Annotated in this window: 32 protein-coding genes and 1 riboswitch; all 32 genes read left to right on the top strand. The window is 52.3% G+C overall.

Features of this window, described 5'->3' with window-relative positions:
* Nucleotides 1-20 precede the first annotated feature (20 nt).
* Nucleotides 21-1,205 (top strand): NAD(P) transhydrogenase subunit alpha, encoded by a 1,185-nt coding sequence (locus tag ACOJWD_RS06645; RefSeq protein ID WP_486992440.1) that lies wholly within the window; start codon nucleotides 21-23, stop codon nucleotides 1,203-1,205.
* Nucleotides 1,189-1,485 (top strand): NAD(P) transhydrogenase subunit alpha part 2, encoded by a 297-nt coding sequence (locus tag ACOJWD_RS06640; RefSeq protein ID WP_486992439.1) that lies wholly within the window; start codon nucleotides 1,189-1,191, stop codon nucleotides 1,483-1,485. Before ACOJWD_RS06645 ends, ACOJWD_RS06640 begins: the two co-directional genes overlap by 17 nt.
* The gene (locus ACOJWD_RS06635; protein ID WP_486992438.1) at nucleotides 1,482-2,852 is read left to right on the top strand and encodes an NAD(P)(+) transhydrogenase (Re/Si-specific) subunit beta; all 1,371 of its coding nucleotides are present in this window, start codon (nucleotides 1,482-1,484) and stop codon (nucleotides 2,850-2,852) included. Before ACOJWD_RS06640 ends, ACOJWD_RS06635 begins: the two co-directional genes overlap by 4 nt.
* A 219-nt stretch (nucleotides 2,853-3,071) precedes the next feature.
* Nucleotides 3,072-3,272 carry a 50S ribosomal protein L31 gene (rpmE, locus tag ACOJWD_RS06630; protein WP_486992437.1) on the top strand — a complete coding sequence of 67 codons (201 nt, stop codon included), beginning with the start codon at nucleotides 3,072-3,074 and terminating at the stop codon, nucleotides 3,270-3,272.
* A gap of 86 nt (nucleotides 3,273-3,358) precedes the next feature.
* The gene (gene prfA, locus ACOJWD_RS06625) at nucleotides 3,359-4,420 is read left to right on the top strand and encodes a peptide chain release factor 1 (protein WP_486992447.1); all 1,062 of its coding nucleotides are present in this window, start codon (nucleotides 3,359-3,361) and stop codon (nucleotides 4,418-4,420) included.
* A gap of 3 nt (nucleotides 4,421-4,423) precedes the next feature.
* Nucleotides 4,424-5,248, top strand: coding sequence for a peptide chain release factor N(5)-glutamine methyltransferase (prmC, locus tag ACOJWD_RS06620; protein WP_486992436.1), 825 nt, complete (start codon nucleotides 4,424-4,426; stop codon nucleotides 5,246-5,248).
* 9 nt (nucleotides 5,249-5,257) lie between these two features.
* Nucleotides 5,258-5,563: a rhodanese-like domain-containing protein gene (locus ACOJWD_RS06615; protein ID WP_486992435.1), complete on the top strand. Its 306-nt coding sequence runs from the start codon at nucleotides 5,258-5,260 to the stop codon at nucleotides 5,561-5,563.
* Between the two features lie 42 nt (nucleotides 5,564-5,605).
* On the top strand, nucleotides 5,606-6,856 hold the full coding sequence (locus ACOJWD_RS06610; protein WP_486992434.1) for an ArsB/NhaD family transporter: 1,251 nt from the start codon (nucleotides 5,606-5,608) through the stop codon (nucleotides 6,854-6,856).
* 10 nt (nucleotides 6,857-6,866) lie between these two features.
* Nucleotides 6,867-7,859 (top strand): L-threonylcarbamoyladenylate synthase, encoded by a 993-nt coding sequence (locus ACOJWD_RS06605; protein WP_486992433.1) that lies wholly within the window; start codon nucleotides 6,867-6,869, stop codon nucleotides 7,857-7,859.
* Entirely contained in the window at nucleotides 7,856-8,305 is a 450-nt protein-coding gene (locus ACOJWD_RS06600; RefSeq protein ID WP_486992432.1) for an arsenate reductase/protein-tyrosine-phosphatase family protein, read from the top strand. The genes ACOJWD_RS06605 and ACOJWD_RS06600 overlap by 4 nt, the downstream gene beginning before the upstream one ends.
* A gap of 91 nt (nucleotides 8,306-8,396) precedes the next feature.
* Nucleotides 8,397-8,849, top strand: a complete 453-nt coding sequence (rpiB, locus tag ACOJWD_RS06595; RefSeq protein ID WP_486992431.1) for a ribose 5-phosphate isomerase B — start codon at nucleotides 8,397-8,399, stop codon at nucleotides 8,847-8,849.
* A 38-nt stretch (nucleotides 8,850-8,887) separates the two neighbouring features.
* A complete protein-coding gene (gene upp, locus ACOJWD_RS06590) occupies nucleotides 8,888-9,508 on the top strand; it encodes a uracil phosphoribosyltransferase (RefSeq protein WP_486992430.1) in 621 nt (206 codons plus the stop codon).
* Between the two features lie 191 nt (nucleotides 9,509-9,699).
* Entirely contained in the window at nucleotides 9,700-9,924 is a 225-nt protein-coding gene (locus ACOJWD_RS06585) for an AtpZ/AtpI family protein (protein WP_486992429.1), read from the top strand.
* Nucleotides 9,921-10,298 (top strand): hypothetical protein, encoded by a 378-nt coding sequence (locus ACOJWD_RS06580; RefSeq protein WP_486992428.1) that lies wholly within the window; start codon nucleotides 9,921-9,923, stop codon nucleotides 10,296-10,298. The genes ACOJWD_RS06585 and ACOJWD_RS06580 overlap by 4 nt, the downstream gene beginning before the upstream one ends.
* Complete coding sequence (gene atpB, locus ACOJWD_RS06575) at nucleotides 10,295-10,987, top strand: F0F1 ATP synthase subunit A (RefSeq protein ID WP_486992427.1); 693 nt, start codon at nucleotides 10,295-10,297, stop codon at nucleotides 10,985-10,987. Before ACOJWD_RS06580 ends, atpB begins: the two co-directional genes overlap by 4 nt.
* Nucleotides 10,988-11,064: 77 nt before the next feature.
* Nucleotides 11,065-11,295 (top strand): ATP synthase F0 subunit C, encoded by a 231-nt coding sequence (gene atpE, locus ACOJWD_RS06570; RefSeq protein ID WP_486992426.1) that lies wholly within the window; start codon nucleotides 11,065-11,067, stop codon nucleotides 11,293-11,295.
* A 30-nt stretch (nucleotides 11,296-11,325) separates the two neighbouring features.
* The gene (gene atpF, locus ACOJWD_RS06565; RefSeq protein ID WP_486992425.1) at nucleotides 11,326-11,820 is read left to right on the top strand and encodes a F0F1 ATP synthase subunit B; all 495 of its coding nucleotides are present in this window, start codon (nucleotides 11,326-11,328) and stop codon (nucleotides 11,818-11,820) included.
* On the top strand, nucleotides 11,817-12,380 hold the full coding sequence (gene atpH / locus ACOJWD_RS06560; protein ID WP_486992424.1) for an ATP synthase F1 subunit delta: 564 nt from the start codon (nucleotides 11,817-11,819) through the stop codon (nucleotides 12,378-12,380). Before atpF ends, atpH begins: the two co-directional genes overlap by 4 nt.
* Nucleotides 12,370-13,878 (top strand): F0F1 ATP synthase subunit alpha, encoded by a 1,509-nt coding sequence (gene atpA / locus ACOJWD_RS06555; RefSeq protein ID WP_486992423.1) that lies wholly within the window; start codon nucleotides 12,370-12,372, stop codon nucleotides 13,876-13,878. The genes atpH and atpA overlap by 11 nt, the downstream gene beginning before the upstream one ends.
* Nucleotides 13,879-14,745 (top strand): ATP synthase F1 subunit gamma, encoded by an 867-nt coding sequence (gene atpG, locus ACOJWD_RS06550; RefSeq protein WP_486992422.1) that lies wholly within the window; start codon nucleotides 13,879-13,881, stop codon nucleotides 14,743-14,745.
* Nucleotides 14,746-14,757: 12 nt separating this feature from the next.
* Entirely contained in the window at nucleotides 14,758-16,197 is a 1,440-nt protein-coding gene (gene atpD, locus ACOJWD_RS06545) for a F0F1 ATP synthase subunit beta (protein ID WP_486992421.1), read from the top strand.
* Nucleotides 16,198-16,215: 18 nt separating this feature from the next.
* Entirely contained in the window at nucleotides 16,216-16,659 is a 444-nt protein-coding gene (gene atpC / locus ACOJWD_RS06540) for an ATP synthase F1 subunit epsilon (RefSeq protein ID WP_486992420.1), read from the top strand.
* Between the two features lie 133 nt (nucleotides 16,660-16,792).
* Nucleotides 16,793-17,494 (top strand): YwmB family TATA-box binding protein, encoded by a 702-nt coding sequence (locus ACOJWD_RS06535; RefSeq protein ID WP_486992419.1) that lies wholly within the window; start codon nucleotides 16,793-16,795, stop codon nucleotides 17,492-17,494.
* 73 nt (nucleotides 17,495-17,567) lie between these two features.
* Complete coding sequence (locus tag ACOJWD_RS06530; RefSeq protein WP_486992418.1) at nucleotides 17,568-18,158, top strand: peptidoglycan DD-metalloendopeptidase family protein; 591 nt, start codon at nucleotides 17,568-17,570, stop codon at nucleotides 18,156-18,158.
* A gap of 100 nt (nucleotides 18,159-18,258) precedes the next feature.
* Entirely contained in the window at nucleotides 18,259-18,516 is a 258-nt protein-coding gene (gene spoIIID / locus ACOJWD_RS06525; RefSeq protein WP_486992417.1) for a sporulation transcriptional regulator SpoIIID, read from the top strand.
* Between the two features lie 145 nt (nucleotides 18,517-18,661).
* Nucleotides 18,662-18,758, top strand: a riboswitch (SAM riboswitch).
* 61 nt (nucleotides 18,759-18,819) lie between these two features.
* Nucleotides 18,820-20,010 carry a methionine adenosyltransferase gene (metK, locus tag ACOJWD_RS06520; RefSeq protein ID WP_486992416.1) on the top strand — a complete coding sequence of 397 codons (1,191 nt, stop codon included), beginning with the start codon at nucleotides 18,820-18,822 and terminating at the stop codon, nucleotides 20,008-20,010.
* Between the two features lie 67 nt (nucleotides 20,011-20,077).
* Nucleotides 20,078-20,509 carry a glycosyltransferase gene (locus ACOJWD_RS06515; protein ID WP_486992415.1) on the top strand — a complete coding sequence of 144 codons (432 nt, stop codon included), beginning with the start codon at nucleotides 20,078-20,080 and terminating at the stop codon, nucleotides 20,507-20,509.
* A 150-nt stretch (nucleotides 20,510-20,659) separates the two neighbouring features.
* Nucleotides 20,660-22,315, top strand: coding sequence for a GGDEF domain-containing protein (locus ACOJWD_RS06510; protein ID WP_486992414.1), 1,656 nt, complete (start codon nucleotides 20,660-20,662; stop codon nucleotides 22,313-22,315).
* 291 nt (nucleotides 22,316-22,606) lie between these two features.
* Nucleotides 22,607-23,827, top strand: coding sequence for an MFS transporter (locus tag ACOJWD_RS06505; RefSeq protein WP_486992413.1), 1,221 nt, complete (start codon nucleotides 22,607-22,609; stop codon nucleotides 23,825-23,827).
* A gap of 129 nt (nucleotides 23,828-23,956) precedes the next feature.
* Nucleotides 23,957-24,154: a cold shock domain-containing protein gene (locus ACOJWD_RS06500; protein WP_486992412.1), complete on the top strand. Its 198-nt coding sequence runs from the start codon at nucleotides 23,957-23,959 to the stop codon at nucleotides 24,152-24,154.
* A 139-nt stretch (nucleotides 24,155-24,293) separates the two neighbouring features.
* Nucleotides 24,294-24,800, top strand: a complete 507-nt coding sequence (gene hpf, locus ACOJWD_RS06495) for a ribosome hibernation-promoting factor, HPF/YfiA family (protein WP_486992411.1) — start codon at nucleotides 24,294-24,296, stop codon at nucleotides 24,798-24,800.
* A 121-nt stretch (nucleotides 24,801-24,921) separates the two neighbouring features.
* On the top strand, nucleotides 24,922-25,542 hold the full coding sequence (locus tag ACOJWD_RS06490; RefSeq protein WP_486992410.1) for a hypothetical protein: 621 nt from the start codon (nucleotides 24,922-24,924) through the stop codon (nucleotides 25,540-25,542).
* Nucleotides 25,543-25,884: the final 342 nt, after the last annotated feature.

Raw genomic sequence — 25,884 nt, 5'->3', positions numbered from 1 at the left:
TGCAAATTGTCTTGGAGGCGGTGGCACTGAACATTGGAATGATCCGAGAGGCCTCAGACGAGGCCATGGTGGCATTGACACCGAGTGGTGTGAAGCGGCTTCTCGCCATGGGGATAGAGGCTACCGTGGAATCTCAAGCAGGATTGCAGGCGGGCTTTACGGATGAGGAATACCGGTCGGCTGGTGCCAAGGTCTTGGCACCAGCAAGGGAGATACTGGCTATGAGCGACATCGTGGTGACGGTGAATGGGATTCATGGTCTTGATGATTGGAAAAGTGCACGGCCGGGGACTCTCCTAATTGGACTTTTAAAGCCATTAACGGCAGACATTGAGATGATGTCGCAAATCGCCCAATGGGGCATTACAGCGATCAGTCTCGATGCTCTGCCCCGTATTAGTCGCGCCCAGAGCATGGACGTGCTTTCAGCGTTGAGTACGGTGATGGGGTATCGGGCGGTCATTATCGCAGCAGAACGACTACGGAAATTTTTCCCGCTGTTGATGACGGCGGCGGGCACGATCCCGCCGTCGCGCGTGCTCGTGCTGGGGGCGGGAGTGGCCGGATTGCAGGCGATTGCGACCGCCCGTCGCCTCGGGGCGGTCGTCGAAGCGTTCGATACTCGCCCTGAAGTGAAAGAGCAGGTCGAAAGTTTGGGGGCGCAATTTTTAACCATTGACGTTCACAGTGAGCACACCGTGGACGGATATGCGACCGGATTACAGGAACAGGAAGGTACCGCTGAACAAGAAAGACTATTTGAGCCCGTTCAGCGGGCTGATGCTGTCATTACGACCGCGCAAATTCCAGGATCGCGCGCTCCATTGTTAATTACCAACGACATGATTCGACGTATGAAGCCTGGTTCAGTAATCGTCGACATAGCTGCGGAGACAGGCGGCAACACCGAGGCCACGGTCATGGGAAGGGAAGTTGAATTTGGGGGGGTTCGGATTGTGGGGACCTATAAATTAGCGTCCGAAATCCCCTCCGACGCCAGTCAGTTGTATTCGCGGAATTTGACAACCTTTCTGCAATACTTGCAAGAAGTTCCTTTAAGTTGGACGGGTGATCATCAACTGCAGATATCTCTTGCGGACCAGTTGTTGGAGAGGATGGTCATCATCCACCAAGGTCAGGTATTACATCAGGAACTGAAGAGGCGCATCGACGAGGGAGGGACGAACCGTGTCAGAAATCGCTGAACTGTATATTTTTGTTATGGCCGTACTGATTGGTCTTCAAGTGATCGCCAAGGTTCCTTCGATTTTGCATACGCCGCTGATGTCGGCGACCAATGCGATTCATGGCATCATTTTAATTGGTGCATTAGCGTTAGCGTTTTCGTTGCGTGGGGGCCCCGCTTTTGTCATTGCCTTAGTGGCCGTATTTTTTTCCACCATTAACATGGTGGGCGGATTTGTGGTGACCGACCGGATCTTGGGACTCTTCCGCAATCATCGAGAGGCGGGAGACACCAAATGACCATAGTGCAACAAATACTTTTCATGATCTCAGCGACACTATTTGTTATCGGCGTTCGGCTTTTAGGGGCCCCGGCTTCGGCTCGTCGCGGGAACACCGTTTTGATGGCTGGGATGGGGGTCGCACTCTTAAGTACCCTCTTATTTGTCCCACATTTTTCCCATGTCATCTGGATTGGTGCGGTGGTGATTCTGGGAAGTATTATCGGCGTTTTTTCGGCACGTCAAGTGAGAATGACCGCTATGCCACAAATGGTAGCCATATTTAATGGGCTGGGGGGAGGAGCGGCGGCGTTAGTGGCCGCCGGTGGAATCATGGGTGCGACCGGGTTGGGGGACTGGTTGGCGCGACTGACCATGATTCTTGGCAGCATCAGTTTTGGCGGTAGCATTGTCGCATTTTTGAAGCTCCAAGAATGGATTCACGTGCCATTTTCGGTCAATCGCTTGGTTCGAGGTGTTGGGCTCCTAGTGCTTGCGGTCACCATTGTTTATGGGCTATGGTTGGGATCTCATGGCTATCAGGCATCATATAGCTTGGTGCTTTTGCAAATGGTACTGGCAGCACTTTCGGGCGCTCTTTTAACGTTGCCGATTGGCGGCGCCGACATGCCCGTCATCATCGCTTTGTTGAACGGGCTAACGGGCCTCTCCGCGGCGGCTACGGGATTTGTCTTGGTGAATCCTCTGCTCATTATTGCCGGCACGTTGGTGGGCGCGTCAGGCACGATTTTGACCCAGCAGATGAGTCGTGCGATGCACCGTTCCATTGGGAACGTGATTTGGGGAGGGGGTACGGTTTCGGGCGGCGCTACGCACCCCGAATCAGGAGGTGTTGTGCAACAAATTACCGCAGAAGATGCCGCGATGCTGTTGCGCTATTCTAAGCGGGTGGTGATTGTGCCGGGCTATGGCTTGGCTGTGGCACGGGCCCAACTCGAAGTGAAGCAAATGAGTGACCTCTTAGAGAATTCAGGCGTGGATGTACTCTATGGCATCCATCCTGTTGCGGGCAGAATGCCGGGGCATATGAATGTGCTGCTGGCGGAAGCTGATATTTCCTATGATAAGTTATGGGAGATGGAGCGGATTAATCCGCGATTCAAAGAGGTGGACGTGGTAGTGGTCATCGGTGCCAATGATGTCACCAATCCTGCAGCTCGGACCGAGGCCGGAAGTCCGCTTTATGGGATGCCAATTTTGAATGTGGACGACGCGACGCATGTCATTGTCTTGAAACGCTCGATGGGGCGTGGATTTGCCGGAGTGGATAATCCGCTCTATGTCGATCCTAAGACACGAATGTTATTTGGCGATGCTAAACAATCGCTGAGCCTATTGGTCCGGGAACTGGAGACCGCGGGCTAATGAGGCTAGTCCAGGAAAGCCCGCTGGGGAAGGCCGCGGAGAGGAGCGTCATCACGGTGGTTGGCGTTCAAAGCTGTTGCTGCTTCTGCTCGCAGGGCCAATGCGGGGCTTTAGCGACATTCTCAGCTCACATGAGAGATTACGCATCCGTCTTGCATTTCTCTGGTTGTCTTGATAGAATAGTGCGTAATGTTTTAGTGAGCGGAAGAAGGTGATTGCATGCAGGCGGACATACATCCTTCCTATTTTCGAACCACGGTGACGTGTTCTTGTGGCGCCGTCTACCACATTGGATCGACTCGCGAAAACCTGAAAGTGGAAATTTGTGGGCAATGTCACCCGTTGTATACGGGGCAACAGCGCATCATTGACACTGGTGGTCGTGTGGAACGGTTCAAGAAGCGTTACGGGATGAAATAGGACGAGAAACAGAGCCTGCGGCTCTGTTTTTTGTTTCTTATGAATTCGCGGAACGGAGGATTGGCAGTCGAACGATGGATGATATGATGCAAAGCCGTTTAATAGCGGCCGAAAAGCGATATGAGGAATTGCAAGAGGAAATGGCGAATCCCAAGGTGCTCTCAAATCCCGACTTAGCTCGTCGCTATGGTCAGGAGTATGCCGAATGGGAAGAAATTGTCGGTTGCTATCACCGATATTTGACCACCATTGAGGAGAGAGAGACCGCTCGGGAATTGGCACGCGAGGAAGATCCTGAAACACGAGAATGGGCGATGTCAGAAATGGAACGGCTTCGCACTGAAAGTGAAGCTCTTGAACAGCAGTTGGCACGCCTTCTGACTCCCTCAGATCCTAACGATGACAAAAATGTTATCGTGGAGATTAGAGGAGGCGCTGGTGGTGAAGAAGCCGCCCTGTTTGCTGCAACGCTCTATCGCATGTACATGCGTTTTGCTGAGCGCTATGGCTGGAAGACAGAGCTTTTATCCTCCAATCCCACCGATATTGGCGGCTATAAAGAAATTATTTTTATGATTGAGGGACGGGGCGCCTATAGTCGCCTCAAATACGAAAGTGGGGTTCATCGCGTGCAGCGGGTGCCCCAGACAGAAGCACAAGGACGCATTCATACCTCGACCGTGACGGTGGCGGTATTGCCGGAAGCGGAAGAAACCGATTTAGTGATTGCGAATGAGGACTTGCGGATTGATACCATGCGTGCTTCGGGTGCAGGGGGGCAGCATGTGAATAAGACGGAATCCGCTGTGCGGATGACGCATTTGCCCACAGGGATTGTGGTGTATTGTCAAGATGAAAAGTCGCAGCTAAAAAATCGTGAAAAGGCGATGCGTGTACTACGGGCTCGACTGAGCGACTTGTATGCTTCCGAAGCGCATGATGCGGAACAAGCAGAACGCCGCTCACAGGTGGGGACGGGCGATCGTTCAGAGCGCATACGCACCTATAACTTTCCTCAAGGACGGATTACCGATCATCGTGTAGGGCTTACGCTATATCGCATTGAGGCGGTGCTGGACGGCGATCTGGATGAAGTGATTGATGCCCTCATCGCACGCGATGAGGAAGAACGGCTCAACGAGGGGTAAGGGATGGAGTGGCGAGAACTATTGAGGTCCGCCTCACACCAACTGCGTGCCGTCGGGATTGAAGATGCCTACCGGGAATCTGCATATTTGTGGCAGGCTGCTTCAGGGCGCAGCCTAGAAGAATGGATTATCCATGAGACGCCGGTGACAGAAGAAATCCAAAAGCGGTTTTTGGCGTTTGTGCACAGGCGCGTCCAACGTGAGCCAGTTGCTTACATTACTGGTGTCAAGGAGTTTTATGGGCTGTCCATCGTAGTGACCCCAGATGTCTTGATCCCCCGGCCAGAAACCGAGCTGATGGTTGACGCAATCTTAGAGGGGGTCCAGAATCCCCGTGTTCATCTGGTTGATGTGGGCACCGGTTCGGGAGCGATTGCGTTAGCACTAAAGTATGCGCGCCCGTTGTGGGACATTCAGGGAGTAGATGTGAGTGAGGCGGCGCTTCGCGTCGCACGGGAAAACTGCGAGCGACTACAGCTTGAGGTGAACTTTCTTCGCTCTCATCTTCTTTTAGAAGTGCCTCGAAGGCAAGATGTGATTGTAGCCAATCTGCCCTATATAGACCATCAATGGCAGGAGGCATCCCCAGAACTCGGCTATGAGCCGGACCTCGCACTTTATGCGGCGGAGGGAGGACTTTCCACGATTCGTCAGCTGATTTACCTTGCCCCCGGTTGGCTGAATCCCTCTGGAAGGATATTCTTAGAATGTGGGGCAGAGCAAGGGCAGGATGTCGCTTCCTACCTCGCTGATAGCGGATTTCATCACATCAAGGTCCTTCAAGATTATGCAGGCCATGATCGCATCGTCATCGGGAGACGGAGATAGGAGGTTCTTATGGCAGAGTATATTGATGCGCAAGAATTGGTAAAGAGATTGGGGAGCGAGACGCCGCCTCTTCTCATTGACGTGCGCATTGGCCAAATTGGACAAATTCCTGGAGCGACTCATATTCCGATTTTGGACTTAGAAGATCGTCCTGAACCCGTCCAGCCAGATCGAGACGTGGTCGTGTTTTGTCAATTTGGTAAGGGCGCTAGCGAATATGCGGCCGAAGTGTTAGAAGAACAGGGATGGACGCGGGTCTATAAACTTCGGGGCGGCATGGATGGTTGGGTACAGTATATGGCCAGTCTGAAATAGGACGATCCCACCGTATAATCCCCTAGATGGGGGCGTGTAGAGATGACGGGACCGCAATGGATCGCGCTTATGGCATTAGTGGCCTTGTATGTTTTGCTACTAGGGGATTGGTTTCATCGCGCATGGGTAGCTCTAGGGCTTGCTCTGGCATTGATTGTGAGTCGAACCATCACTCCGCAGATGGCCTTTCACAGCATTGACTGGAATACCATGTTTCTTTTGGGCGGCATGATGATCTTTGTGGCATATCTCGGGGAAGCGGGATTATTTCATCTGTTGGGCCAACAGGCGAAGGCCAGGTCGCGTGGCAATCCTTGGCGGTTGTTGTGGATTTTTTATGTTATCACCGCCATTGTCTCAGCGTTTTTAGATAATGTGACCACCATTTTGCTGCTATCTCCGATCTTAATCGAGGCGGCCGAGGAATTTGGCATTGATCCCGTGCCGCTTTTGATGGTTGAAGTAATGGCTTCTAACCTCGGGGGGATGGCCACATTAATTGGAGACCCGCCTAATATTTTAATTGGTACGGCTGCGCACCTGACATTTGCCACCTTCGTTCGCTTGTTGGGTCCAGCAGCGGTAGCGATTTTAATATTGCTGGCGATTTTGCTTCCCAGAATTGTGGCCATTCGCCGCATTCCGCGTCCTTCAAAGGCTAAGCCTCGACCATCGCTTGATCCGCGGGCAGAAAGGAAGTTGCATGGTCTGCTGGTAATTATGGTCGCCATGCTTTTGGCGTTTGTGGGCCAGAACTTTCTTCACTTGCAGGTAGGGATGATTGCCTTGGGCGGGGCGCTTTTGGCGACTATTTACACGGGAGGACTTAAGGGGCGCTGGTGGACTCATCTCGATTATGGCACTCTGGGTTTTTTTGCAGGGGTATTTATCCTTGTGGGAGCATTAGAAACCACCGGCTTTATTCATTACGGGGTGAACCTCTTGACCACGCCTTTTTTGGGAGAATGGTTGCCGCTGGTATTATTTCTTGGCACGGCGATTTTCTCCGCGCTTTTGGACAATGTACCTTTAGTGGCGGCTTTAATTCCGGTGCTGGCCGCCATATTAGATCGACATCCTCACTATGGAGTACAATTATGGGTAGCGATTGCGCTGGGTGCTGCCCTAGGGGGGAACGCCACGGTCATTGGGGCATCGGCGAATGTTGTCGCGCAAGGCATTGCGATTGAGCATGGATATTCGCTCAGCTTTAGGCAGTATGCGCGGTTTGGTCTTAAAGTGGCTGCGGTGACCACTCTTTTGGGCGCGGCCTACCTTATGATTCGATTTTGAGGAGGCGCCTATGGAGACTAAGATTTTAACCACTCATGAAATATCGCCTGCCATTCGCGCCCTAAAGGCGGGAGAATTGGTTGCCTTTCCCACGGAGACAGTTTACGGACTCGGTGCTGATGGTCTAAGCCAAGCGGCGTCAGAAAAGATTTTTTATGCCAAGGGAAGACCAGCCGATAATCCGCTGATTTTGCATGTGGGTGGCCATGATGACCTGTTGCCACTAGTTGCAGGTCCCTTGCCAGCGGCTGCGGAAAAGCTCATCGACGCTTTTTGGCCCGGCCCGCTGACGGTGGTCGTTCCAGCGCGACCGGAAATCCCTCAAGCGGTGCGCGCTGGGCTGAATACGGTCGCTGTGCGCTCCCCGAGCCATCCGGTCGCACGGGCACTCATCGCGGGTCTGGGACATCCGATTGCGGCGCCGAGCGCTAATGTCAGCGGTCGTCCGAGCCCTACGACGGCGGCCGCGGTATGGGAAGACTTAAAGGGGCGCATTGCCTATATTATTGATGGGGGAGCATCTGAGGTCGGGGTGGAGTCCCTGGTGATTGATTGTACGACCGTGCCGCCTACCATCTTGAGGCCGGGGGGACTGGATGTGGCGTTGGTGGAGGGCATCGTGGGGCAGGTCCAACAACCAAGTGGCGATGGTCCTATTCGCGCACCAGGGATGAAGTATCGCCATTATGCACCCAATGCGCCAGTCATATGGATCGATACGCTGGATGAGGCCGCGGCGGCAGAAAAAATCGCTGAGCTTCAAAGAGGGTATGGGACCGTGGCGGTGCTGTGCCGAGACAATATCCCAGTGGATCGCGATGTCCGGTGTATGAGGTTGGGAACTGACGACACGTCGGCGGCACATCAGTTGTTTCATGCGCTACGTACTTTGGACAGTCACCATCCGGATGCTCTGGTGGTGGTTTGGGGAGAATCTCAGGGGCTTGGACTCGCGGTGCGAAATCGTTTATCCAAGGCTGCCAGTGAACGGGTGGTCTTATGAGCGAACCTCAGATATTATTTGTGTGTACCGGTAATACTTGTCGTAGCGCTATGGCGGAAGCCCTCTGGCGGACTATGGGACATAATCGGGGGAGTTCCGCTGGGGTGTCCGCTTGGTCAGGGCAGGAACCGTCTCGCTATGCGATTGAGGCGGTGAAGCTGTGGGAAGCCGATTTAACCAGTCATCGGGCACGAGATTTGGATGAGGTGAAGGACTCACCGGATCTCATTGTGACCATGACCCATTCACAGGCTCGAGCGGTTGTGGTGCGTCGTCCAGAATGGGAGAGTAAGACCTTTCAATTGCATGACCTGGTTGGGGAGCACGGCGAAATTCGTGATCCCATTGGCCAAAAATTAGAACAGTATGTCTTGGTTGCCCGGGAAATCCATCGGTTACTAGAAAAGCTTCATCATGAGATGGCTCAGGACCCAATGAAGAAGTAGTATGGTGGAAAGACGCGAAGATTGTGGTGAGGGTGGTACCAATGAGGAGACCTCTTTTAGATGCCATACTAACGATTGAAGGAGAATTGTCATGCGAATAGCAGTGGGAGCAGATCATGCCGGCTTTGTATTAAAGGAACCGTTGGTGAATTTCCTCATCGAGCGCGGATGGGACGTAGAAGACTTTGGAACGTTCAGTGAAGACTCAGTGGACTACCCTGACTATGCTCTCAAAGTCGCCGAAGCGGTCGCGCGCGGCGATGTAGAACGAGGATTACTGTTATGTGCCAGCGGACAAGGAATGTGCATGACCGCCAACAAGATCCCTGAGGTGCGTGCAGCGCTCGCCCTCGATGTGGTCTCCGCACGACTTGCGCGTGAACATAACGATGCTAATGTGCTTACTATGGGAGCAAGGCTGGTTGCGGCACCTTTGGCGCAGGAAATCTTGGTAACATTTCTATCGACAGATTTTGCCGGCGGACGCCACGCGCGGCGTATTGAAAAAATTGAGTCGATTGAAAGAAAAGAACCAGGTCTATAAGACACTTGGGGTACTAAGAGCCGAGGGATGTGTCCGAGATGATTTTGGTTGATCACCCGTTGGTACGGGTCCATATTAGTCTGATTCGCGACAAAGAGACGCCGGTTGACTTATTTCGCACCTATCTTACCGCCATTGCTCGACTGATGGCGTATCCGGTTTTGTCTGACCTGGACACGGACACTATCAGTGTTGACACGCCGATGGCAAGGGCCAAGGCCGAAAAATTGCTGCGAGCTCCTATTTTGGTGCCTGTCCTGCGGGCGGGGTTAGGCTTGGTGGAAGGATTTCGTGACGTCATTCCGGGTGCGGTGGTCTCGCATTTAGGGATGTATCGTGACCATAAGACCCTGCAGCCCGTTCGCTATTATTCTAATTTCCCCACTCGACAAAAGACGCATCCCTTTATCTTGCTCGATCCCATGCTGGCGACGGGGGGATCGGCAATTGATGCCTTGGACTATCTTAAAGAGGAAGGGGCGCAGAATATTCGTCTGGTCAGTGTCATTGCCGCTCCCGAAGGGGTTACGCGTGTCGAAGCAAAACATCCTGACGTGTTGATTTATACTGCAGCTCTTGACGAACGGTTGGATGAGCGGGGATATATCATCCCCGGTCTGGGAGACGCTGGCGATCGTCAGTTCGGCACCTTGTCCTGAGCCGTATCCCTTGACTTGAGTGCCGTCGATCGGTATACTTACTCCTCGGTGAAGGGTGGGATAACTGTGCCCACCTGACTGCGAGAGAAGCCGTTTTGCCCCGAATTCCGCCGACATTTGTCCTTGATATACGTGCATTCGTCAAAATCGGCGACAAAGGGTAGTATTGCACCGAAAGAGGTGGCTCCAAGGTGGGAGAACCCAGTAACCGTAATGGTTCCGCCTCCCGCGGAGTGGGCGTGGCGGCGGCACTGGCAACTCAACTCATTCTATCTATTTTGGTAGGGTTTTTGTTGGGTCATTGGCTAGATGGCCTCTTGCATACGACGCCGTGGTTAACTATTGCGGGGGTCTTGGTGGGGATTGTTGCAGGATTTTGGGGACTTTTTCACCTCTCAAGGATGTTGTTAAAGTGAAAGAATTCCAGAACCTGTGGAAACGCGCGGCAGTTTTCTCAATTGTGCTGGGCCTGGCTTTGGTGGGTGCAGCAGCCATAACAAGGTCTTATGTGTTATGGGGATTTGCCGCAGGAATTCTCCCAGGAGAAATAGATCTAGTAGGCTTGGGTTTGCGTATGCCTTTGTGGGCCCGACTAAATCCCCGCGCAGCCGTCATGGGTATAAACTTTCGACTCGTGTCGCGCTTGGTGGTGTTGGGGGTTTATTTCTATGTGTTAAAGCGGTATACCGATGTCAATCTTTATGCGGCCTTGGCGGGGGTTTTTGTTCCACATGTAGTTTACCTTGTGTGGGCGGCCCTTCATAGCAAGGGCAAGGGGGTGAACGGATGAACTTTTCCTTGACAGCGTTTCAATGGCCCCCGTTTATTACGGGACTCATTACTATTGCCGTAGTGTTGGCGTTTGGCCTTTTGGCAGTGAATCGTGTGACGGCGGGTGTTCCATCAGGAGCTCAAAACATGATGGAGACTGCCATCGAGACCTTCCAAGGCCTAGTCGGACAGATGGCTCCTGAGGAATTGGCCCCGAACCTTTCTCTTCTCGCACTCACGTTGTTCCTGATGCTGGTGGTTGCCAATATTTTAGGTCTCTTGCCACTGCCTGGAATTGGCGGCGGTTGGTTCCATTCGCCAACAGCCTACTTAAGTATTCCAGCAGGATTAGCCGGTGCGATGTTTCTTCTCATACAGTGGGCGGGAATTAAGTACAAAGGATTCGGTGGATGGGTTTATGGATGGGTGTGGAAGCCATTTCCTGTCGTGGGATTGGTGATTAACGCGCTCGAGCAGTTAGTAATGCCGGTCAGTTTGGCTTTCCGACTGTTTGGCAACATTTTGGCTGGAGAGCTAGTCCTACGAATGACCACGCATTTACCTCACGGGATTGGTGGGGTTTTGACCACGTTTCTGATTGGAACGCTGTGGTTAGTCTTTAGTGTGGTGATCTCACTAATTCAGGCGTTAATTTTCACCATTCTGACAGTGGCCTATATGAGTATTCAAGCAAGCAAAGATCACTAAGGTCATTGGGCATGGAGTGGAAAAGGTTCTCAGCATCACTACGGACGAGTGAGGATGACTAAGGAGGAATTGACAAAGTGTTTACCCATAAAGAAATTTTGCTGTTCATCGGTGCATTGGCTGCAGCAGGTGGGGCTATCGGTGCCGGTATTGGAAACGGTTTGGTCATGGGGCGGATGGTGGAAGGCGTGGGTCGCCAGCCAGAAGCCATTGGTAGGTTATTGACGTTGTCGTTGGTGGGAGTCGCGTTGGTTGAAGCGTGGCCAGTAATTACCTTCGTGTTATTTGTATTTACCAAGATCGGTTAGCCGAAACGGTTTTAGGGAAGGAGTATTGACGTGTCTAGCACTTCACTGACGTTCGGCAATATGCTTGCAGCGGTAGCGCAATGGGTTCTGTTATTGATATTGCTACGCCTGTATGTATATAAGCCGCTCTTGGCTGCCATGCAAAAGCGCCGCGACACCATAGCGAAACAGATTAACGATGCGCAAGGACTTCAGACAGAAGCCGAACAGCTTCGTCAAGAAGCCAAAACGCTCGTGAGTCAGGCTCGGGATGAAGCTAAACAGATTCTTGCCAATGCGCAACGGGAATCCGATGAACAGGCGAAGAAAATTGTTGAGCAAGCGCAACGCGAGGCTAGTTATCGACAAAAGGCAGCCCTGGAAGAAATTGCCCATGAGCGTGACCAAGCGCTCGCTTCCATTCGCCATCAAGTAGCGGATTTGGTGGTCTTTGCCGCAGGGAAGGTCATGGAGCGCAACCTGACCGCAGACGACCAACATCGATATCTTGATGAGGTTTTGAAGGATGCAGGGCAACTACAATGAACAAAGAAGTGATCGCTCGGCCCTATGCACAGGCGCTCTTTCAAATAACGCAGGGTCACAGTAACGAAGCGGAGATTGCCGAAGATCTTGGCCGCGTGCTGGGTATTTGGGAAGGCGACAAGGAATTTAGTGAGTTCATTCGTCGCCCTGAAATTTCTCGACAAGTCAAACACGATGCCGTGAATCGGATATTCCAGGATTGTCACGCGGTGACGCGCCACCTCTTGGGTGTAGTGATTGATAAGCAACGTGAAGATGTACTTGCCACCATTTATGAAGAATACCGGAATCTCTGGGACAGCTATCGCGGCATCATGCATGCTGAGGTCACCACCAAGGATGAGCTTTCAGAGGAGCAACAGAAAAGTTTGGCGGATGCACTGAGCCGTGCTACAGGGCAGGTAGTCCAGCTGACGCTGAAAGAGGATCCGGGCATATTGGCCGGCGTGGTCGTACGTATTGGTGATCGGGTACTGGATGGAAGCTTGGCACGCAGGTTGGCCATTTTAGGCGAAAGGCTGCGCCAGGGAGACGGGGGAGGTAGTGTCGTTGAGCATTAGACCTGACGAAATCAGTGCCATTTTAAAGCAAGAGATTGAGCAATATGGGATTACCACGGAACTATCGGAGGCCGGTGTTGTCCTGACGGTAGGAGATGGGATTTCTCGTATCTATGGGCTTGCCGACTGTATGGCCGGTGAACTGTTAGAGTTTGATAACGGCGTGTTCGGTATGGCACTGAACCTAGAACAAGATAATGTCGGCTGTGTGATTCTGGGCGACGATATCGGCATTAAAGAAGGAGATAGAGTCCGCCGCACTGGACGAGTCGTCGAGGTTCCCGCCGGCGAAGCGCTCATTGGTCGTGTGGTGAGTGCGCTTGGACTGCCTATGGACGGCAAAGGGCCAATCGACACCAGCACGCGTCGGCCGGTGGAATACCCTGCCCCGGGGATTATTGACCGTCAAAAAGTGAATACGCCACTGCAAACAGGAATCAAGGCGGTAGACGCCATGATTCCTATCGGTCGGGGTCAGCGCGAACTCATTATTGGTGATCGCCAAACAGGAAAGACGGCGCTTGCGATTGATACCATCTTGAACCAAAAAGGCCAAGATGTCATTTGTATTTATGTCGGCATCGGACAAAAAGAGTCCACTATTGCTGGTCTTGTCCGGACCCTAGAAGAGCACGGCGCTATGGAGTACAGCATCATCGTCTCGGCGTCGGCGGCTGAACCCGCTCCACTGCAGTATCTGGCGCCTTATGCTGGATGTGCGATGGGTGAGGAGTTCCGTGACCAAGGTAAAGATGTTCTCATTGTATACGATGATCTATCCAAACATGCCGTCGCCTATCGAGCTATGTCCCTGTTGCTGCGTCGCCCGCCGGGCCGCGAAGCATACCCCGGTGATGTGTTTTATCTCCACTCTCGTCTCTTGGAGCGGGCTGCCCGGATGAGTGATGCCAAGGGTGGTGGGAGTCTTACCGCGTTGCCGATCATTGAAACCTTAGCGGGAGATATTTCTGCCTATATTCCCACCAACGTGATTTCCATCACCGACGGACAGATCTTTTTAGAAAGCGACCTATTTTTCTCAGGCGTCCGTCCTGCTGTTAACGTCGGATCCTCGGTCTCTCGAGTTGGTGGTGACGCTCAGATTAGGGCGATGCGCCAGGTAGCGGGAGGAATGCGTCTTGACCTGGCCCAGTACCGCGAGCTCGCGGCATTTTCTCAGTTCGGATCCGATTTAGATAAGGCGACCCAAGCCCGTTTGGGCCGGGGAGCACGAACGGTAGAACTGCTAAAGCAGTCCCAATACCAGCCCATGCCTGTCGAAGAACAAGTCGTGGTCATTTATGCGGTGACTAAGGGATTTGTGGATGACTTGCCAGTGGAAAGTGTTCGAGGCTTTGAACGTGGATTGGTACGGTATATGAAAGACAAGCGTGGGGAGCTCTTGGAATCGATTAGGACGCAACGCGCATTGTCTGACGATATGATGCGAGAGCTGGCTGAAGCGATCGAGGACTATAAGAAGACGGCGGTGTTTTAAATGGCGGGCGGATTACAGGACCTCCGGCGGCGGATTCGGAGTGTACAAAATACACAACAAATCACGCGTGCAATGAAACTTGTGGCGGGCGCGAAATTGCGCCGTGCTGAAGAGCGCGCGCGTCAGTCCCGCGAGTATTTCAACGAAATTCGCGCTGTGACGTCTCGCGCCGTGTGGCGCGGCGGAAAAAATCACCCACTCCTGGAAACGCGCCCTGAAAACAAGGTGGCCTTTGTTGTGGTCACCTCCGATCGAGGATTGGCTGGCCCTTACAATACGAACGTGCTGCGCCGAGCATCCATTGTATTGCGCGAAGCACCAGCAAAAGAAAAGCAGGTTTTTGCGGTGGGCCGTAAAGGGCGTGACTTCTTTCGCTACCGCAACATCGTGATTGGCGAGGAATTTGTCGGCTTGGGCGACGATCCGAGTTACCGTCAAGCGCGTGCCATTGCCGATGTGATTATCGCCCGCTACCTGAACGAAGAGGTGGATGCCGTATATCTAACCTATACGGAATATCATAACGCGATGTCACAAGAGCCCAAAACAATTCGACTACTGCCCGTGGAGGCTCCTCCTCTCGCAACGCGCGAGGATAAAGGGGTGGAAATGGGCTATGTGTTCGAGCCTGACCCTCGGGAGGTCTTTGAGGACTTACTGCCCCGGTATGTTGAAATGTTGATTTTTGGGGCACTCCTCGAATCCAAGGCGTCAGAGCAGGGGGCCCGTATGACGGCGATGGATAGTGCCAGTAAGAATGCGGACGAATTGATTCGTCGAATGATTTTGTTGCGCAACCGATTGCGTCAAGCGGCTATCACACGAGAAATTGCTGAACTTGTCGGCGGCGCCGAAGCGTTGAAATAGGAGGGTGTTCGGGTGGCTGAAAATGAAGGAAAAGTCGTACAGGTCCTCGGGCCTGTTATAGAAGTCGAGTTTCCGGCAGGAAAGTTGCCGCGGATATATAATGCCTTGCGCATTGTGTCCGATGATCGATCCGCACCAGGAGATGGCCCGGAGAGTAGTATCACGGCAACCAAAATTGATATTGCGCTCGAAGTGATTCACCATCTGGGAGATAACCGGGTGAGTTGTATTGCTATGGCCTCGACCGATGGTGTCGTGCGTGGGATGCGTGTCATTGACGAGGGTGGACCGATTGAGGTTCCGGTCGGTGAAAAGACTTTAGGGCGGATGTTTAATGTCTTAGGTAAGCCCATTGACGGCAAAGGCGCAACCGATGCGGAAGAGAAGATGCCCATTCACCGTAATCCTCCTGAGTTCACGGAGTTAGCCGTAGCGACCGAGATTTTTGAAACCGGACTCAAGGTGGTGGATTTGCTAGCACCGTATCCCAAGGGCGGGAAAGTGGGCCTTTTTGGTGGTGCCGGGGTTGGTAAAACGGTACTCATCATGGAGCTTATCCACAACATTGCCAAAGAGCACGGCGGGTATTCGGTGTTTGCTGGTGTAGGGGAGCGCACTCGAGAAGGTAACGACCTCTATCAGGAAATGATGGAGTCCGGGGTTATTGATAAAACCGCGTTGGTCTATGGACAGATGAACGAGCCTCCCGGCGTGCGCATGCGCGTGGCGTTATCCGGATTGACCATGGCAGAGTACTTTCGTGATGCTGAGAACCGCGATGTGCTGTTCTTCATTGACAACATTTTTCGCTTTGTCCAGGCTGGCTCGGAAGTCTCGGCCCTTTTAGGTCGGATGCCCTCCGCGGTAGGCTATCAGCCGGTACTGGCGACCGACGTGGGTCAGTTGCAAGAACGGATTACCTCGACGAAAAAGGGTTCGATTACCTCCATTCAGGCCGTTTACGTGCCCGCTGACGACTACACCGACCCAGCACCCGCTACCACCTTTGCGCACTTAGACGCGACAACCAACCTGGAACGTCGCATTTCTGATAAAGGAATTTTTCCTGCAGTGGATCCCCTAACATCCACATCACGTATTCTGGATCCGCAAATTGTGGGTGAAGAGCACTATCAGGTAGCCCGCGGTGTACAACAGGTATTGCAACGCTACAAAGACTTACAGGATATCATTGCCATCTTAGGGATGGATGAACTATCCGACGAGGATAAGTTAACGGTGTCCCGGGCTCGTAAGATTGAGCGCTTTCTGTCGCAGCCAATGTTTGTTGCCGAGCAGTTTACTGGATCCCCTGGGAAATATGTCCCCATTCAGGAAACGGTGCGCGGGTTCAAGGAAATCCTTGAAGGTAAGCATGATGAATTGCCGGAGCTAGCCTTTTACATGGTTGGATCGATGGATGAGGTACTGGCGAAGGCCAAGACCTTATAAGACGAACGGGGGGATTATATGGCCACCGCCTATCGATTTCGCGTGGTAACTCCCGAACGCGTGGTCTACGATGAGGATGTAGTCGAAATTATCGTCAGATCCACTGAAGGGGAAATCGGGATTCTAGCCCATCATATGCAGATCATCACTCCACTGGTTCCCCACATCATGGTGGCATATCACGATGACGGTCGCACCGAGGACATTGTGATCGGGGGAGGATTCTTGGAAGTTCAAGACAGTGAGACCATCATCTTAGCGGATTCTGCTGAGCGCGCCTCAGAGATTGACGTAGCACGGGCGGAACGTGCCCGCCAGCGCGCCGCAGAATATCTCAATACCGGGGCCGGACAATCGGCGGTCGATCTGGCTCGAGCTCAACGAGCACTGGCGCGAGCCGAAAATCGACTCAAGGCCACCGGGCGTGATCTTGGACAAGGCACATCGACAACCACCCACTAGGGGTCATTGATTGCTACAGATGCACACCAGAAGGGCCTCATTATGAGGCTCTTTCTTTCATCTGTGTATGAACCGGTATCTTGCGTGGAACAATTTGGTAGTACGTAACCATAGTTCTACGGAGGTTATTGCAATGCGGAATATTTGGTGGATTATCGGAATTGCCGGAGTGGTCTTGGTGGGGGCGAGAGCGGAAGCATCGGCGAGGGCGCCCTTGATGTCGGCATTTCATGCGACCGGCGCCCATGCGACCGGATACAGTATCAATGATTGGGTCGAACTGAGCGGGCCTATTCCAGATAGTTTGGACGCCACGGCCGCTAAGGTGGGCGATGCGCTGAAAATGACTGCGGCGGTCAGGAATACGATTGGGGTTGGCTATATTAAGGCGAAAGAGACTTTTACTGTCGCGGGCATTACCACCAACGTGATTGTCGAGCGGCTCTCGACGGGGGATATCTATCTGGTCATTGACCGAACGTCCCCGGAGGGTTTTGCCGGCCTATCGTCGACCGAAACCTTGTTCAACCATCTGCTCGCTTCTCATGGAACGGTGCATACCGACGTCAACCTCGAAGGTACGATAAGCCAACACCTTTCTCCTTTGGCGCAACAACGACTGATTAATACCGCCCTCGAACGTGTGGGGGCCACTACTGAAAATGGCATTCGGGCTCCCGGATATATTTCCGATGCGGGGAGATCCCCATTCATTGTCCAACATGATGAGCTTCAAGGACATCCATTGAATATTCAAATCGCGACCAGTTACAACCCTTTTATGCATAAAACGGAGGTATACGTGGGAAGCCCGCTTATTACCGTGACCTATTAGTTTGAATTACCAAAATCTGGGCAAACTGGAAATAGCCCCAATGGGGTAATTTCGCAGAGGAAGCGGGAATAACATGGCAAAACGTCGGACAACCCTTATGGGACTAGGTGCACTGGTCGGTCTGGTCGTGGTTGCCGGAGTGGCCGTTGTGGTGGTTAGACAACATCATCCACTGGCCGTTACGGCAAAAGTCACCAAACCATCGAAGTCGGCTACGCCCACAACTCGGACTTCTTCTCCTCTCGCCGGTGGTCCCACCTCGGCTCCACTCATGATGCCGGTGACGGGAAAGATTGCCAACGACTTTGGATGGCAGTATTCAGGGGCTTTGAACGAGTGGTATTACAACCCCGGCCTCACGATCGCAGCGAGCAAGGGGAACGCCGTTAATGCGGCTTGGGCGGGTGCCGTGACGCAGGTAACTAAGGAGCCACATATGGGACTCGCGGTCACGATCAATGATGGGGATGGCTTTGAAACCGTGTATGGGCATCTAGGAGAAGCCAGGGTACGCGTGGGGGACAGTGTACATCAGGGACAAGCCATAGGTACGGTGGGCGGCCCGAGCCTGTATAGCCGGGACTCGGCAGCGCACGTGGATTTTCAGGTCTATCATGATGCCGCCGCCACCAATCCCATGAACTACCTTCACCCCTCCTCTTAAGGAAAGAGAGCCAAGTAATGCCAGGGCCTGAGCCCTGGCATTTATTTTTTTTTGGGCCATATACTCTACCCGACGTCGGGGGGAGAAAGGGGCCGGAGAGGTGAAAGACCACATCTGGCAACGAGTAATGGATATTGGCAACTATATTCTCAAGAGCGGGGCAACCGTTCGGGATACCGCCAAGGTATTCGGCGTCTCCAAAAGTACTGTGCATAAGGATGTGACCGAACGACTGCCCAAAGTCAATGCGCATTTGGCAAATGAGGTAAAAAAGGTGCTTGAAGTGAATAAGGCAGAACGGCATCTTCGCGGCGGAGAAGCCACTCGTCAAAAATTCCGCACCAACCACCCAGTCTAGTCACCACCTCACGCTGTAGGCAGCGAACCATCCGTCGGGGGCGTTCTCGTGGCCCCCGACCCGCACCCTTTGACACGTGCTGAGAGCGCCGTTTGACAGCATCCCCTCCTTTATTTTATAATGCACTCGACAATTTCAGGACATTCTCTTATCAAGAGTGGTGGAGGGACAGGCCCGATGAAACCCGGCAACCAGGCGACGCCCAGGTGCCAAGCCCGACCGGACGACCGGAGGGATGAGAGAATTAGAGAATGCCCTCTTCTCATGTAGATGAAGGGGATTTTTTTATGAGGAGGTTCATTATTGGGACAAAACTACCTATTCACGTCGGAGTCCGTGACGGAGGGCCATCCAGACAAAGTGGCAGATCAAATCTCAGATGCGATTTTGGATAACATTTTAGAGCATGATAAGTCGGCGCGGGTAGCGGCTGAGACCGTGGTCACCACCGGTCTTGCGTTGGTGGTAGGCGAAATTTCTACGACCTGTTACGTAGATATCCCTAAGGTGGTTCGCGAAACCATCCGCTCGATAGGCTATACGCGAGCGAAGATGGGGTTTGATGCCGACACTGTGGCGGTGTTGACCTCCATTGACGAACAGTCGTCCGATATTGCACAAGGGGTGGATCAGGCACTGGAAGCCCGTAACGGGGATATCGATCCTCGTGAGCAAATTGGGGCAGGTGACCAAGGCATGGTCTTTGGTTATGCCTGTCGTGAGACGCCTGAGTTGATGCCTCTACCCATCTCACTAGCCCATCAACTATCGCATCGCTTGGCGACGGTACGTCGCGACGGAACGCTCCCATTTTTGTGGCCCGATGGTAAGACGCAAGTGACCGTACGTTATGAGGATCATCAGCCGGTTGCCCTGGATACCGTGTTAGTTTCGACTCAGCATAATGCGGAGGTGGCTACGGAAGAGCTTCGCGATGGGATTATTGAAGCCGTGTTGGTGCCCACATTAGGCAAAGAGTGGCTCACGCCAGAGACCCGAATCCTAGTGAATCCTACCGGACGCTTTGTGATTGGGGGACCACATGGCGACTCGGGGCTTACAGGTCGAAAAATTATTGTTGATACCTACGGAGGGTATTCTAGACACGGCGGAGGCGCCTTTTCTGGCAAGGACCCGACTAAAGTGGACCGTTCGGCGTCCTATGCGGCGCGATGGGTCGCGAAAAATCTTGTCGCAGCCGGACTCGCGGACAGAGCGGAAATTCAGATTGCCTATGCCATCGGGGTGGCGCGCCCCATCTCCGTCATGGTGGATTCATTTGGTACCGGTACGCTGGCTGACGACCAATTGGCCGCGGTGGTGCGACGCGTGTTTGACTTGCGGCCGCTGGCCATTATTGAGGAATTAGATTTGTTGCGGCCGATTTATTTGCAAACTGCGGCCTACGGACATTTCGGTCGAACAGATGTGGCGCTCCCCTGGGAGGCACTTAATCGCGTTGAGCAATTGCGTCAAGAGGCAAAGTTGATTTAGCTCTAAGACACACTTTGGGCATGTTCTCGCATACCTTGCGTATATATCGGACAGGGAGGCGAGGACGATGACCTGGTGGGGAGCACTGGGATTAGCGTTATCTCTATATGGCATCGTGGTGTTACTGGAATGGGCGTATGATCGCATCATGGGAACGTATCGCGAGAACGCCCCCGCGGTCAGCGTGGTGGTGCGCGCGGCCAATCAGGAGTATCGGATTGAACACATTGTCCGTGAACTGATTGGCCTTTTCAATCAGCGCGAATGGAGTCGGCGAAAATTTGAAGTCGTGTTTACCGACGATGGCTCGAATGACAGAACCCATGACATGTTGGACTTGCTGTCCCGGCAGCATCCATTCTTCACCGTTGCCGATCGGAATATTCCGGTCCAGGATCTCATGACATCGTGCCGCTATCCTTTGGTTGTTTGGGTTGATTTGGCTCGCCAGCCTCAACCCGACCGGCTAATAGCCACTTTAAACCATCTCCTGCAATAACCCGACGCGCTCTATCGACACAAAAATTTATACTCTCAGAAAGAAGGGAAAGTTGTCGGTCGTCACGAAACTGATAGGTGCCGAAAAGTGGGTCCAATGTTCTTGATTCTCCTAGCCACCAAACCCATGCAAGGATGAAAGGGGACTGGGATGGTGCGTGAGCCCAATCCGCGGTTGGCACGCCAGTTTTTATGGCTCCTCATCATTATTAACGGCATTTTATGGCTGACACATATGCCGCATGGTTGGTTTCATCTAACGCATCTGCGCACTTTTATCATTGGAACAGCCATTGTTATCGTGTCTGAGTCATGGCCGTTACAATTCGACCAAGGCAGCATTAGCTTATCGAGTGCTGGCTATTTTTCCGTGTTTCTTGTGGGCGGATTAACCGACACTTTTTGGGTTGTCGTGATTGGCGTCATGACCAGTTGGATCCGACGCTTTCGCGGACTCTCCAGTTTTGCTACCGTGTCGCTTTTGCTGCTGTCGCTTTTTGTGGCATCGCATTTGTTTGTGCTGTTTTCGTCCGATATCGTACTGGCGTCAGTTATTTTTGCTCTAGCATTTTTGGTGCTCAATCATGTGATTGTGAACCTGTATTTCTTCATTAAAGACGCCAATATTACCTTGGCGACTCTCACTCGCAGTGCTCTATGGGATATTATCGGGTGGGGTCTTAGCTTACCTTTAGTCGCCATTTATGTACTGCTTCATTTGGCCGACCCACGGTGGTGGGTCGTGATTTTGGGAATTTTTCCATATGTGACCGTCCTTCTCCTTATGACCTTCTATTATCAAACCTTGCAAAGTCAGTCTGCCACGCGAAAGTCCGCGCAGGCCGCTCAAGCCATCACCGCCGCACTGGATCGAGACTCACTGATTGAAAGTGTGCGACAGGCGTTCTCGGACACTATGGGGTTTTCCCTCTTCGCGCTCTATCTGCAGGCCACCGATTCTGGGCAACTCGTATTGGCATCGGCCGTCCATCCCGTCACCGTACCCTATCCGGAGATATTTGAGGTCGGCGGAGAGGGCATCACCGATTGGGCACTGGCGACCCGCATGCCCGAATTTATTCAGAACGCTGACCATCTTTTGAGCGCCAGTCCTTCCCCCGAGGATACCCACCCTCTGAAGTCAGGATTTATTTTGCCTCTTATGACCGACCGACACATTTGGGGATTCATTTTAGTGGGACAAGACCGTCCGAACGCCTATCGCTCACACCATTATGAAATGGCTAAGGTGATTTCCAGCCAGACCGCGGTGGCCTATCGCAAGTGGATGTTGCAAGCCGAGGCGGAGCAAATTTCGCGACAAGACCCATTGTTACCCGGCGTTTTGAACTTTCGATATTTTCGCCAAGTGATTAGTGACCGAATAGCCGATTTTCGCGACGGTCAAAGTTTTGCTTTGGCGTTCTTGGACTTAGATAATTTCAAACGGGTCAACGATCAGCATGGTCACCTCAAAGGGGATGAGGTCTTGATAAGATTTAGTCATTTGGTAGAGACACAATTGCGGGAGCGAGATCTCTTGGCGCGCTATGGTGGTGACGAGTTTGTGGTGCTGTTCGATCAGGTGGATGAAGACGGTGCTAACGTGGCACTGCACCGCATTCAGGAACTCGTCGAGTTGCAGCACTGGATTGATGTGGAAGTGAAGATTGGCGTTAGCACGGGATTTTCGCTCTATCCGCGCGACGGGGAAACCGTGGAGGCTCTGCTGAATCACGCGGATTTTGGTATGTACCAAAACAAAGTTCAACGGAAGAATATGTGGCAAAATGCGTCAAAAATCTGATTCTCGATTGCGATTTCGCTATCCCCAGCGAAAGTGTTGTGTTTCCTCTTATCAACAGACTTATCCCCACTATCCCCAGGTGAGAATGGGCATAAAGCTGTGGAAGATTAAATCGAAAAGAGACTTTTAAATCAATAAAATTCCATAAATCGACATGCGTATGACGCAAATTTATGTAAGCTAGTTTCAATATGTATAACCTTTGCCTCAGGCACTACAGTATTTAGCGGTGCGGGAAAATGAGCATGAGAAAAGCCCCCATGGAGATTGTCGATTGAAGGAGAAATGGATATGGCTGTACGCGCAACACTTCACCCTAACATCCATCGCATCATCTTGTCACAAGCGCTGAGCAAGTTAGGGGATAATTTCACGGAAGTGGCATTAGCCATTTTTGTGCTGGCCATGACGCATAATGTGGCGGACTTGGGTATCGTCTTAGCGATGGTATATCTACCTCGCGTCGTTTTGGGGTGGGCGGTCGCGGGGATTGTCGATCGCCTGCCGAGGCGACGTGCGCTTGTCGTCTCGGACATTTCCCGCGCACTTATTGTCTCGTCTATTCCGGTTATCCATGATTATCTATGGACGATCATCGCGGTATTTCTTATGTATTCGTTTGCGATGGTGTACCAGCCCATATTGCGCAGTGTGCAACCGACCATTGCTGGTAGTTCTGAGGTGAATTCGCAAAGCATGGCTCGCCAAGAAACCTACTATGCTATTACAGATATTGCTGCCTATCTATTGGCGGCCGCAGTCATCTTTTCGGTAGGGCTCTCCTATGCCTTTTGGATTGACGGAGTGACCTACCTCGGAGCCAGCCTGTTCATTTTGGGCGTGCGTGTCGATAAAACCATCTGGGCGCCGCCGCTGCAAGGCGTAGTGAAGTTTTGGGGACAAATCCAAGAGGGATTTCAATTTATTCGAAAGAACCGTCTGGTTGGAGGGTTGACAATTCTTTCGGCCATTTTGTCACTGTCGGTGGGCGGGATTAATACGATGTTGGCGGCCATATCGAAAGGCATGTGGCACGTCTCAACAGATCATTATGTGTGGATCGTTTTGGTCGTTGCTATTGGTGCTTTTCTCTCAGGGGTGTCCATTGAACGTCTGAATCTCGTAGAGAGGGTTTCACATGCTGCTCTGTTGACGTTTGGTATGCTGTTAAGCGGATTAGGGATAGGTCTGGTATTGCTGACCCATAGCTGGTGGACGGGACTCTTGTGCGTCTTTCTTTCGGGATTGGGACAACCGCTTTATGGCACTGCACTCATGGTGTGGATTCAGCAGTCAGCGCCATCGAATATTCGAACACGGGTGCTGGCTATTCGTGGAATAGGGCTGGGGATTGGCGGGGCGATTGGTGCCGCAGGGGCTGGGTGGCTCGCTCGACAAGTCGGGGTCCCGATGACCGTGGGTATGGTAAGTGTGCTATGGATAGTCATGGCGGTCGTTACCATCACCGTATTTTCCACGACTTCGTCCAAGGCGCGTGAGACGGTTGCCTAGGTCGCGGAATCGTGCAGTCAAATTTGGTCGTTTGAAACTGTTTGACTTTTTTGGAAGGCAATGTTATATTGACCGCGGTCGTTCTAATTGCTAGAGCGGGCCTTCAAGTGAAAGGGGAAAAACTCGAATATGACTGGTCGCGTCAAATGGTTTAGTGCAGAAAAAGGGTACGGATTTCTTGAGCGGGAAGATGGCGGCGACGTCTTTGTACATTTCAGTGCCATTAATGGCGAAGGTTTCCGTACGCTCAATGAAGGCGAGCGTGTCGAATTTGATGTTGTAGAGGGTGACCGCGGTCCACAGGCCGCTAACGTCGTACGTCTCTAACCGTCAGAGGTTCGACTCACATCAAGGCTGGGTAACCGGCCTTGATTTTTTTATGCCCAAGGTGAGGTGTCCGGAGGCACGGTGGTATAATGTGTTTACCAGTCCAACGATTGGGAGAACGGCGGAGGGGGAAGACGCGATGGACGTTATTGTTCGAGGAAAGAACTTTGAAGTCACGGAAGCGCTTAAGGACCATGTCACGCGAAAACTCTCAAAAATGGAAAAATATTTTGAGCATCGCGAGGTGACGGCCCATGCCATGCTCACCGTAGAAAAGGAACGACAAATTATTGAAGTGACCATTCCTATGGAACACCTCTTATTACGGGGGGAAGAGTCCAGTCCGGATATGTATGTCTCTGTAGATCGGGTCATTGATAAGCTAGAACGACAGTTGACCAAGTATAAGGCACGTCTGAAGCCCCGTCATACAAACGATGTTAAACATGCGGTCGACTATGAGGAACCGCAGGAGTTGGTACGCCGCAAGAGCTTTCCTAGAAAGCCCATGACACTGGATGAAGCGCTGATGCAAATGGATTTGCTCGGCCACGACTTCTTTGCCTTTACCAATGCCGAGAGCGAACTCATTAATGTCGTATACCGAAGGCAAGACGGTCGTTATGGTTTATTAGAGCCCCGATAGTTTTCATCAAGACCTCCTTACAAAAAGGGAGCCCCGATTGCGGGGGCTCTTTTTTTGAAGGAAAAAGAAGGAATGTGGGAAATGAGGTCGAAGTATATTCGCGTGTCCTATAGGAGGAACTATGACGGCGACCTATCAACAGTATCAGGAAATTCTACACCGTGTGCCGCATATTGACCGAGCAGAAATTGTCGACGATCCAAAAGTTGGGGTCCGCGTACATGTGGTGAGTCACAGTCGGCAGTCGCCGCGTCATTTGGTACGAGAAATCGTTTCATTGCTACGGTCATCGGGATGGCACGACATCCACGCGGATAATGTGGTGATAGTGCAAATCCAGCAAGACATCGAGACCGGAAGTGCATTGGGACGTTTGCGTATTGCGGGATTTTCGCTGACATACGGGAGCTCTGGATATGAAGCGCAGTGTCGTTTATCTCACGGTAATCACATCTACGCGGGGCATCACATTGGATTTGAAGGGGCCAACGCGGTGGCTGAAGCCACGTTATGTGCGGTCAATGAAGCTTTGGGTGACAAAAATGGCTTGCGGCTCATCGAGGCGAAACAACTCACCATAGCAGGAGTCGACCTCTGTTTAGTGCTCGTGATCGATGGCGAGGGAGAAGTGCTGCTGGGAAATGCCGTGCGACGCGATGCGACACCTGAAGAAAGCATGATCCGTGCAGTCCTGGATGCTGTCAATAGACGGTTCGTCCTATACACGGGACAAAAAATTTAATAGTTTCGACCAACGGCATTGAGCCCAAGCGAATATTCCCCGGACCCTTGACAAGCGAGTCAACTCCGGTGGCCGTTACGATTGGAGTAGCAGCCAGTTATGAAGGGCATTGTTAAGAACCTCGTCGTTGAAGTCAAGAACGTTTTAACGAACGGCGGATTCGCATTTCATTTCGAGTAGTATGGCGTTGGTCGATAATTTTAGGTGGCTTAACTAAGGAGGACGTATGGAACGCTCTATGTATCCCCGCAATCTCAGAGTGTATATGGTAGTCATTATGTTGGTAGCCGTAGCGGTCATGGCGTTGACACACACTATAGGCCGTCTAGTGCATCCCAATAT

The organism is Sulfobacillus sp. TH-112 (assembly GCF_057473405.1).
This window is presented reverse-complemented; position numbering and strand designations above follow the sequence as displayed.

Bases quoted from the DNA above. Each gene is read 5' to 3' on its own strand.
- ACOJWD_RS06515 (WP_486992415.1), top strand. From the start codon at position 20,078: ATGACCTGGTGGGGAGCACTGGGATTAGCGTTATCTCTATATGGCATC.
- ACOJWD_RS06530 (WP_486992418.1), top strand. From the start codon at position 17,568: ATGGCAAAACGTCGGACAACCCTTATGGGACTAGGTGCACTGGTCGGT.
- atpG (WP_486992422.1), top strand. From the start codon at position 13,879: ATGGCGGGCGGATTACAGGACCTCCGGCGGCGGATTCGGAGTGTACAA.
- ACOJWD_RS06615 (WP_486992435.1), top strand. From the start codon at position 5,258: ATGGCAGAGTATATTGATGCGCAAGAATTGGTAAAGAGATTGGGGAGC.
- ACOJWD_RS06635 (WP_486992438.1), top strand. From the start codon at position 1,482: ATGACCATAGTGCAACAAATACTTTTCATGATCTCAGCGACACTATTT.
- ACOJWD_RS06605 (WP_486992433.1), top strand. From the start codon at position 6,867: ATGGAGACTAAGATTTTAACCACTCATGAAATATCGCCTGCCATTCGC.
- atpH (WP_486992424.1), top strand. From the start codon at position 11,817: ATGAACAAAGAAGTGATCGCTCGGCCCTATGCACAGGCGCTCTTTCAA.
- ACOJWD_RS06610 (WP_486992434.1), top strand. From the start codon at position 5,606: ATGACGGGACCGCAATGGATCGCGCTTATGGCATTAGTGGCCTTGTAT.
- ACOJWD_RS06535 (WP_486992419.1), top strand. From the start codon at position 16,793: ATGCGGAATATTTGGTGGATTATCGGAATTGCCGGAGTGGTCTTGGTG.
- ACOJWD_RS06505 (WP_486992413.1), top strand. From the start codon at position 22,607: ATGGCTGTACGCGCAACACTTCACCCTAACATCCATCGCATCATCTTG.
- ACOJWD_RS06510 (WP_486992414.1), top strand. From the start codon at position 20,660: ATGGTGCGTGAGCCCAATCCGCGGTTGGCACGCCAGTTTTTATGGCTC.
- atpC (WP_486992420.1), top strand. From the start codon at position 16,216: ATGGCCACCGCCTATCGATTTCGCGTGGTAACTCCCGAACGCGTGGTC.
- upp (WP_486992430.1), top strand. From the start codon at position 8,888: ATGATTTTGGTTGATCACCCGTTGGTACGGGTCCATATTAGTCTGATT.
- ACOJWD_RS06490 (WP_486992410.1), top strand. From the start codon at position 24,922: ATGACGGCGACCTATCAACAGTATCAGGAAATTCTACACCGTGTGCCG.
- atpB (WP_486992427.1), top strand. From the start codon at position 10,295: ATGAACTTTTCCTTGACAGCGTTTCAATGGCCCCCGTTTATTACGGGA.
- rpiB (WP_486992431.1), top strand. From the start codon at position 8,397: ATGCGAATAGCAGTGGGAGCAGATCATGCCGGCTTTGTATTAAAGGAA.
- hpf (WP_486992411.1), top strand. From the start codon at position 24,294: ATGGACGTTATTGTTCGAGGAAAGAACTTTGAAGTCACGGAAGCGCTT.
- rpmE (WP_486992437.1), top strand. From the start codon at position 3,072: ATGCAGGCGGACATACATCCTTCCTATTTTCGAACCACGGTGACGTGT.
- prmC (WP_486992436.1), top strand. From the start codon at position 4,424: ATGGAGTGGCGAGAACTATTGAGGTCCGCCTCACACCAACTGCGTGCC.
- ACOJWD_RS06500 (WP_486992412.1), top strand. From the start codon at position 23,957: ATGACTGGTCGCGTCAAATGGTTTAGTGCAGAAAAAGGGTACGGATTT.
- ACOJWD_RS06600 (WP_486992432.1), top strand. From the start codon at position 7,856: ATGAGCGAACCTCAGATATTATTTGTGTGTACCGGTAATACTTGTCGT.
- prfA (WP_486992447.1), top strand. From the start codon at position 3,359: ATGCAAAGCCGTTTAATAGCGGCCGAAAAGCGATATGAGGAATTGCAA.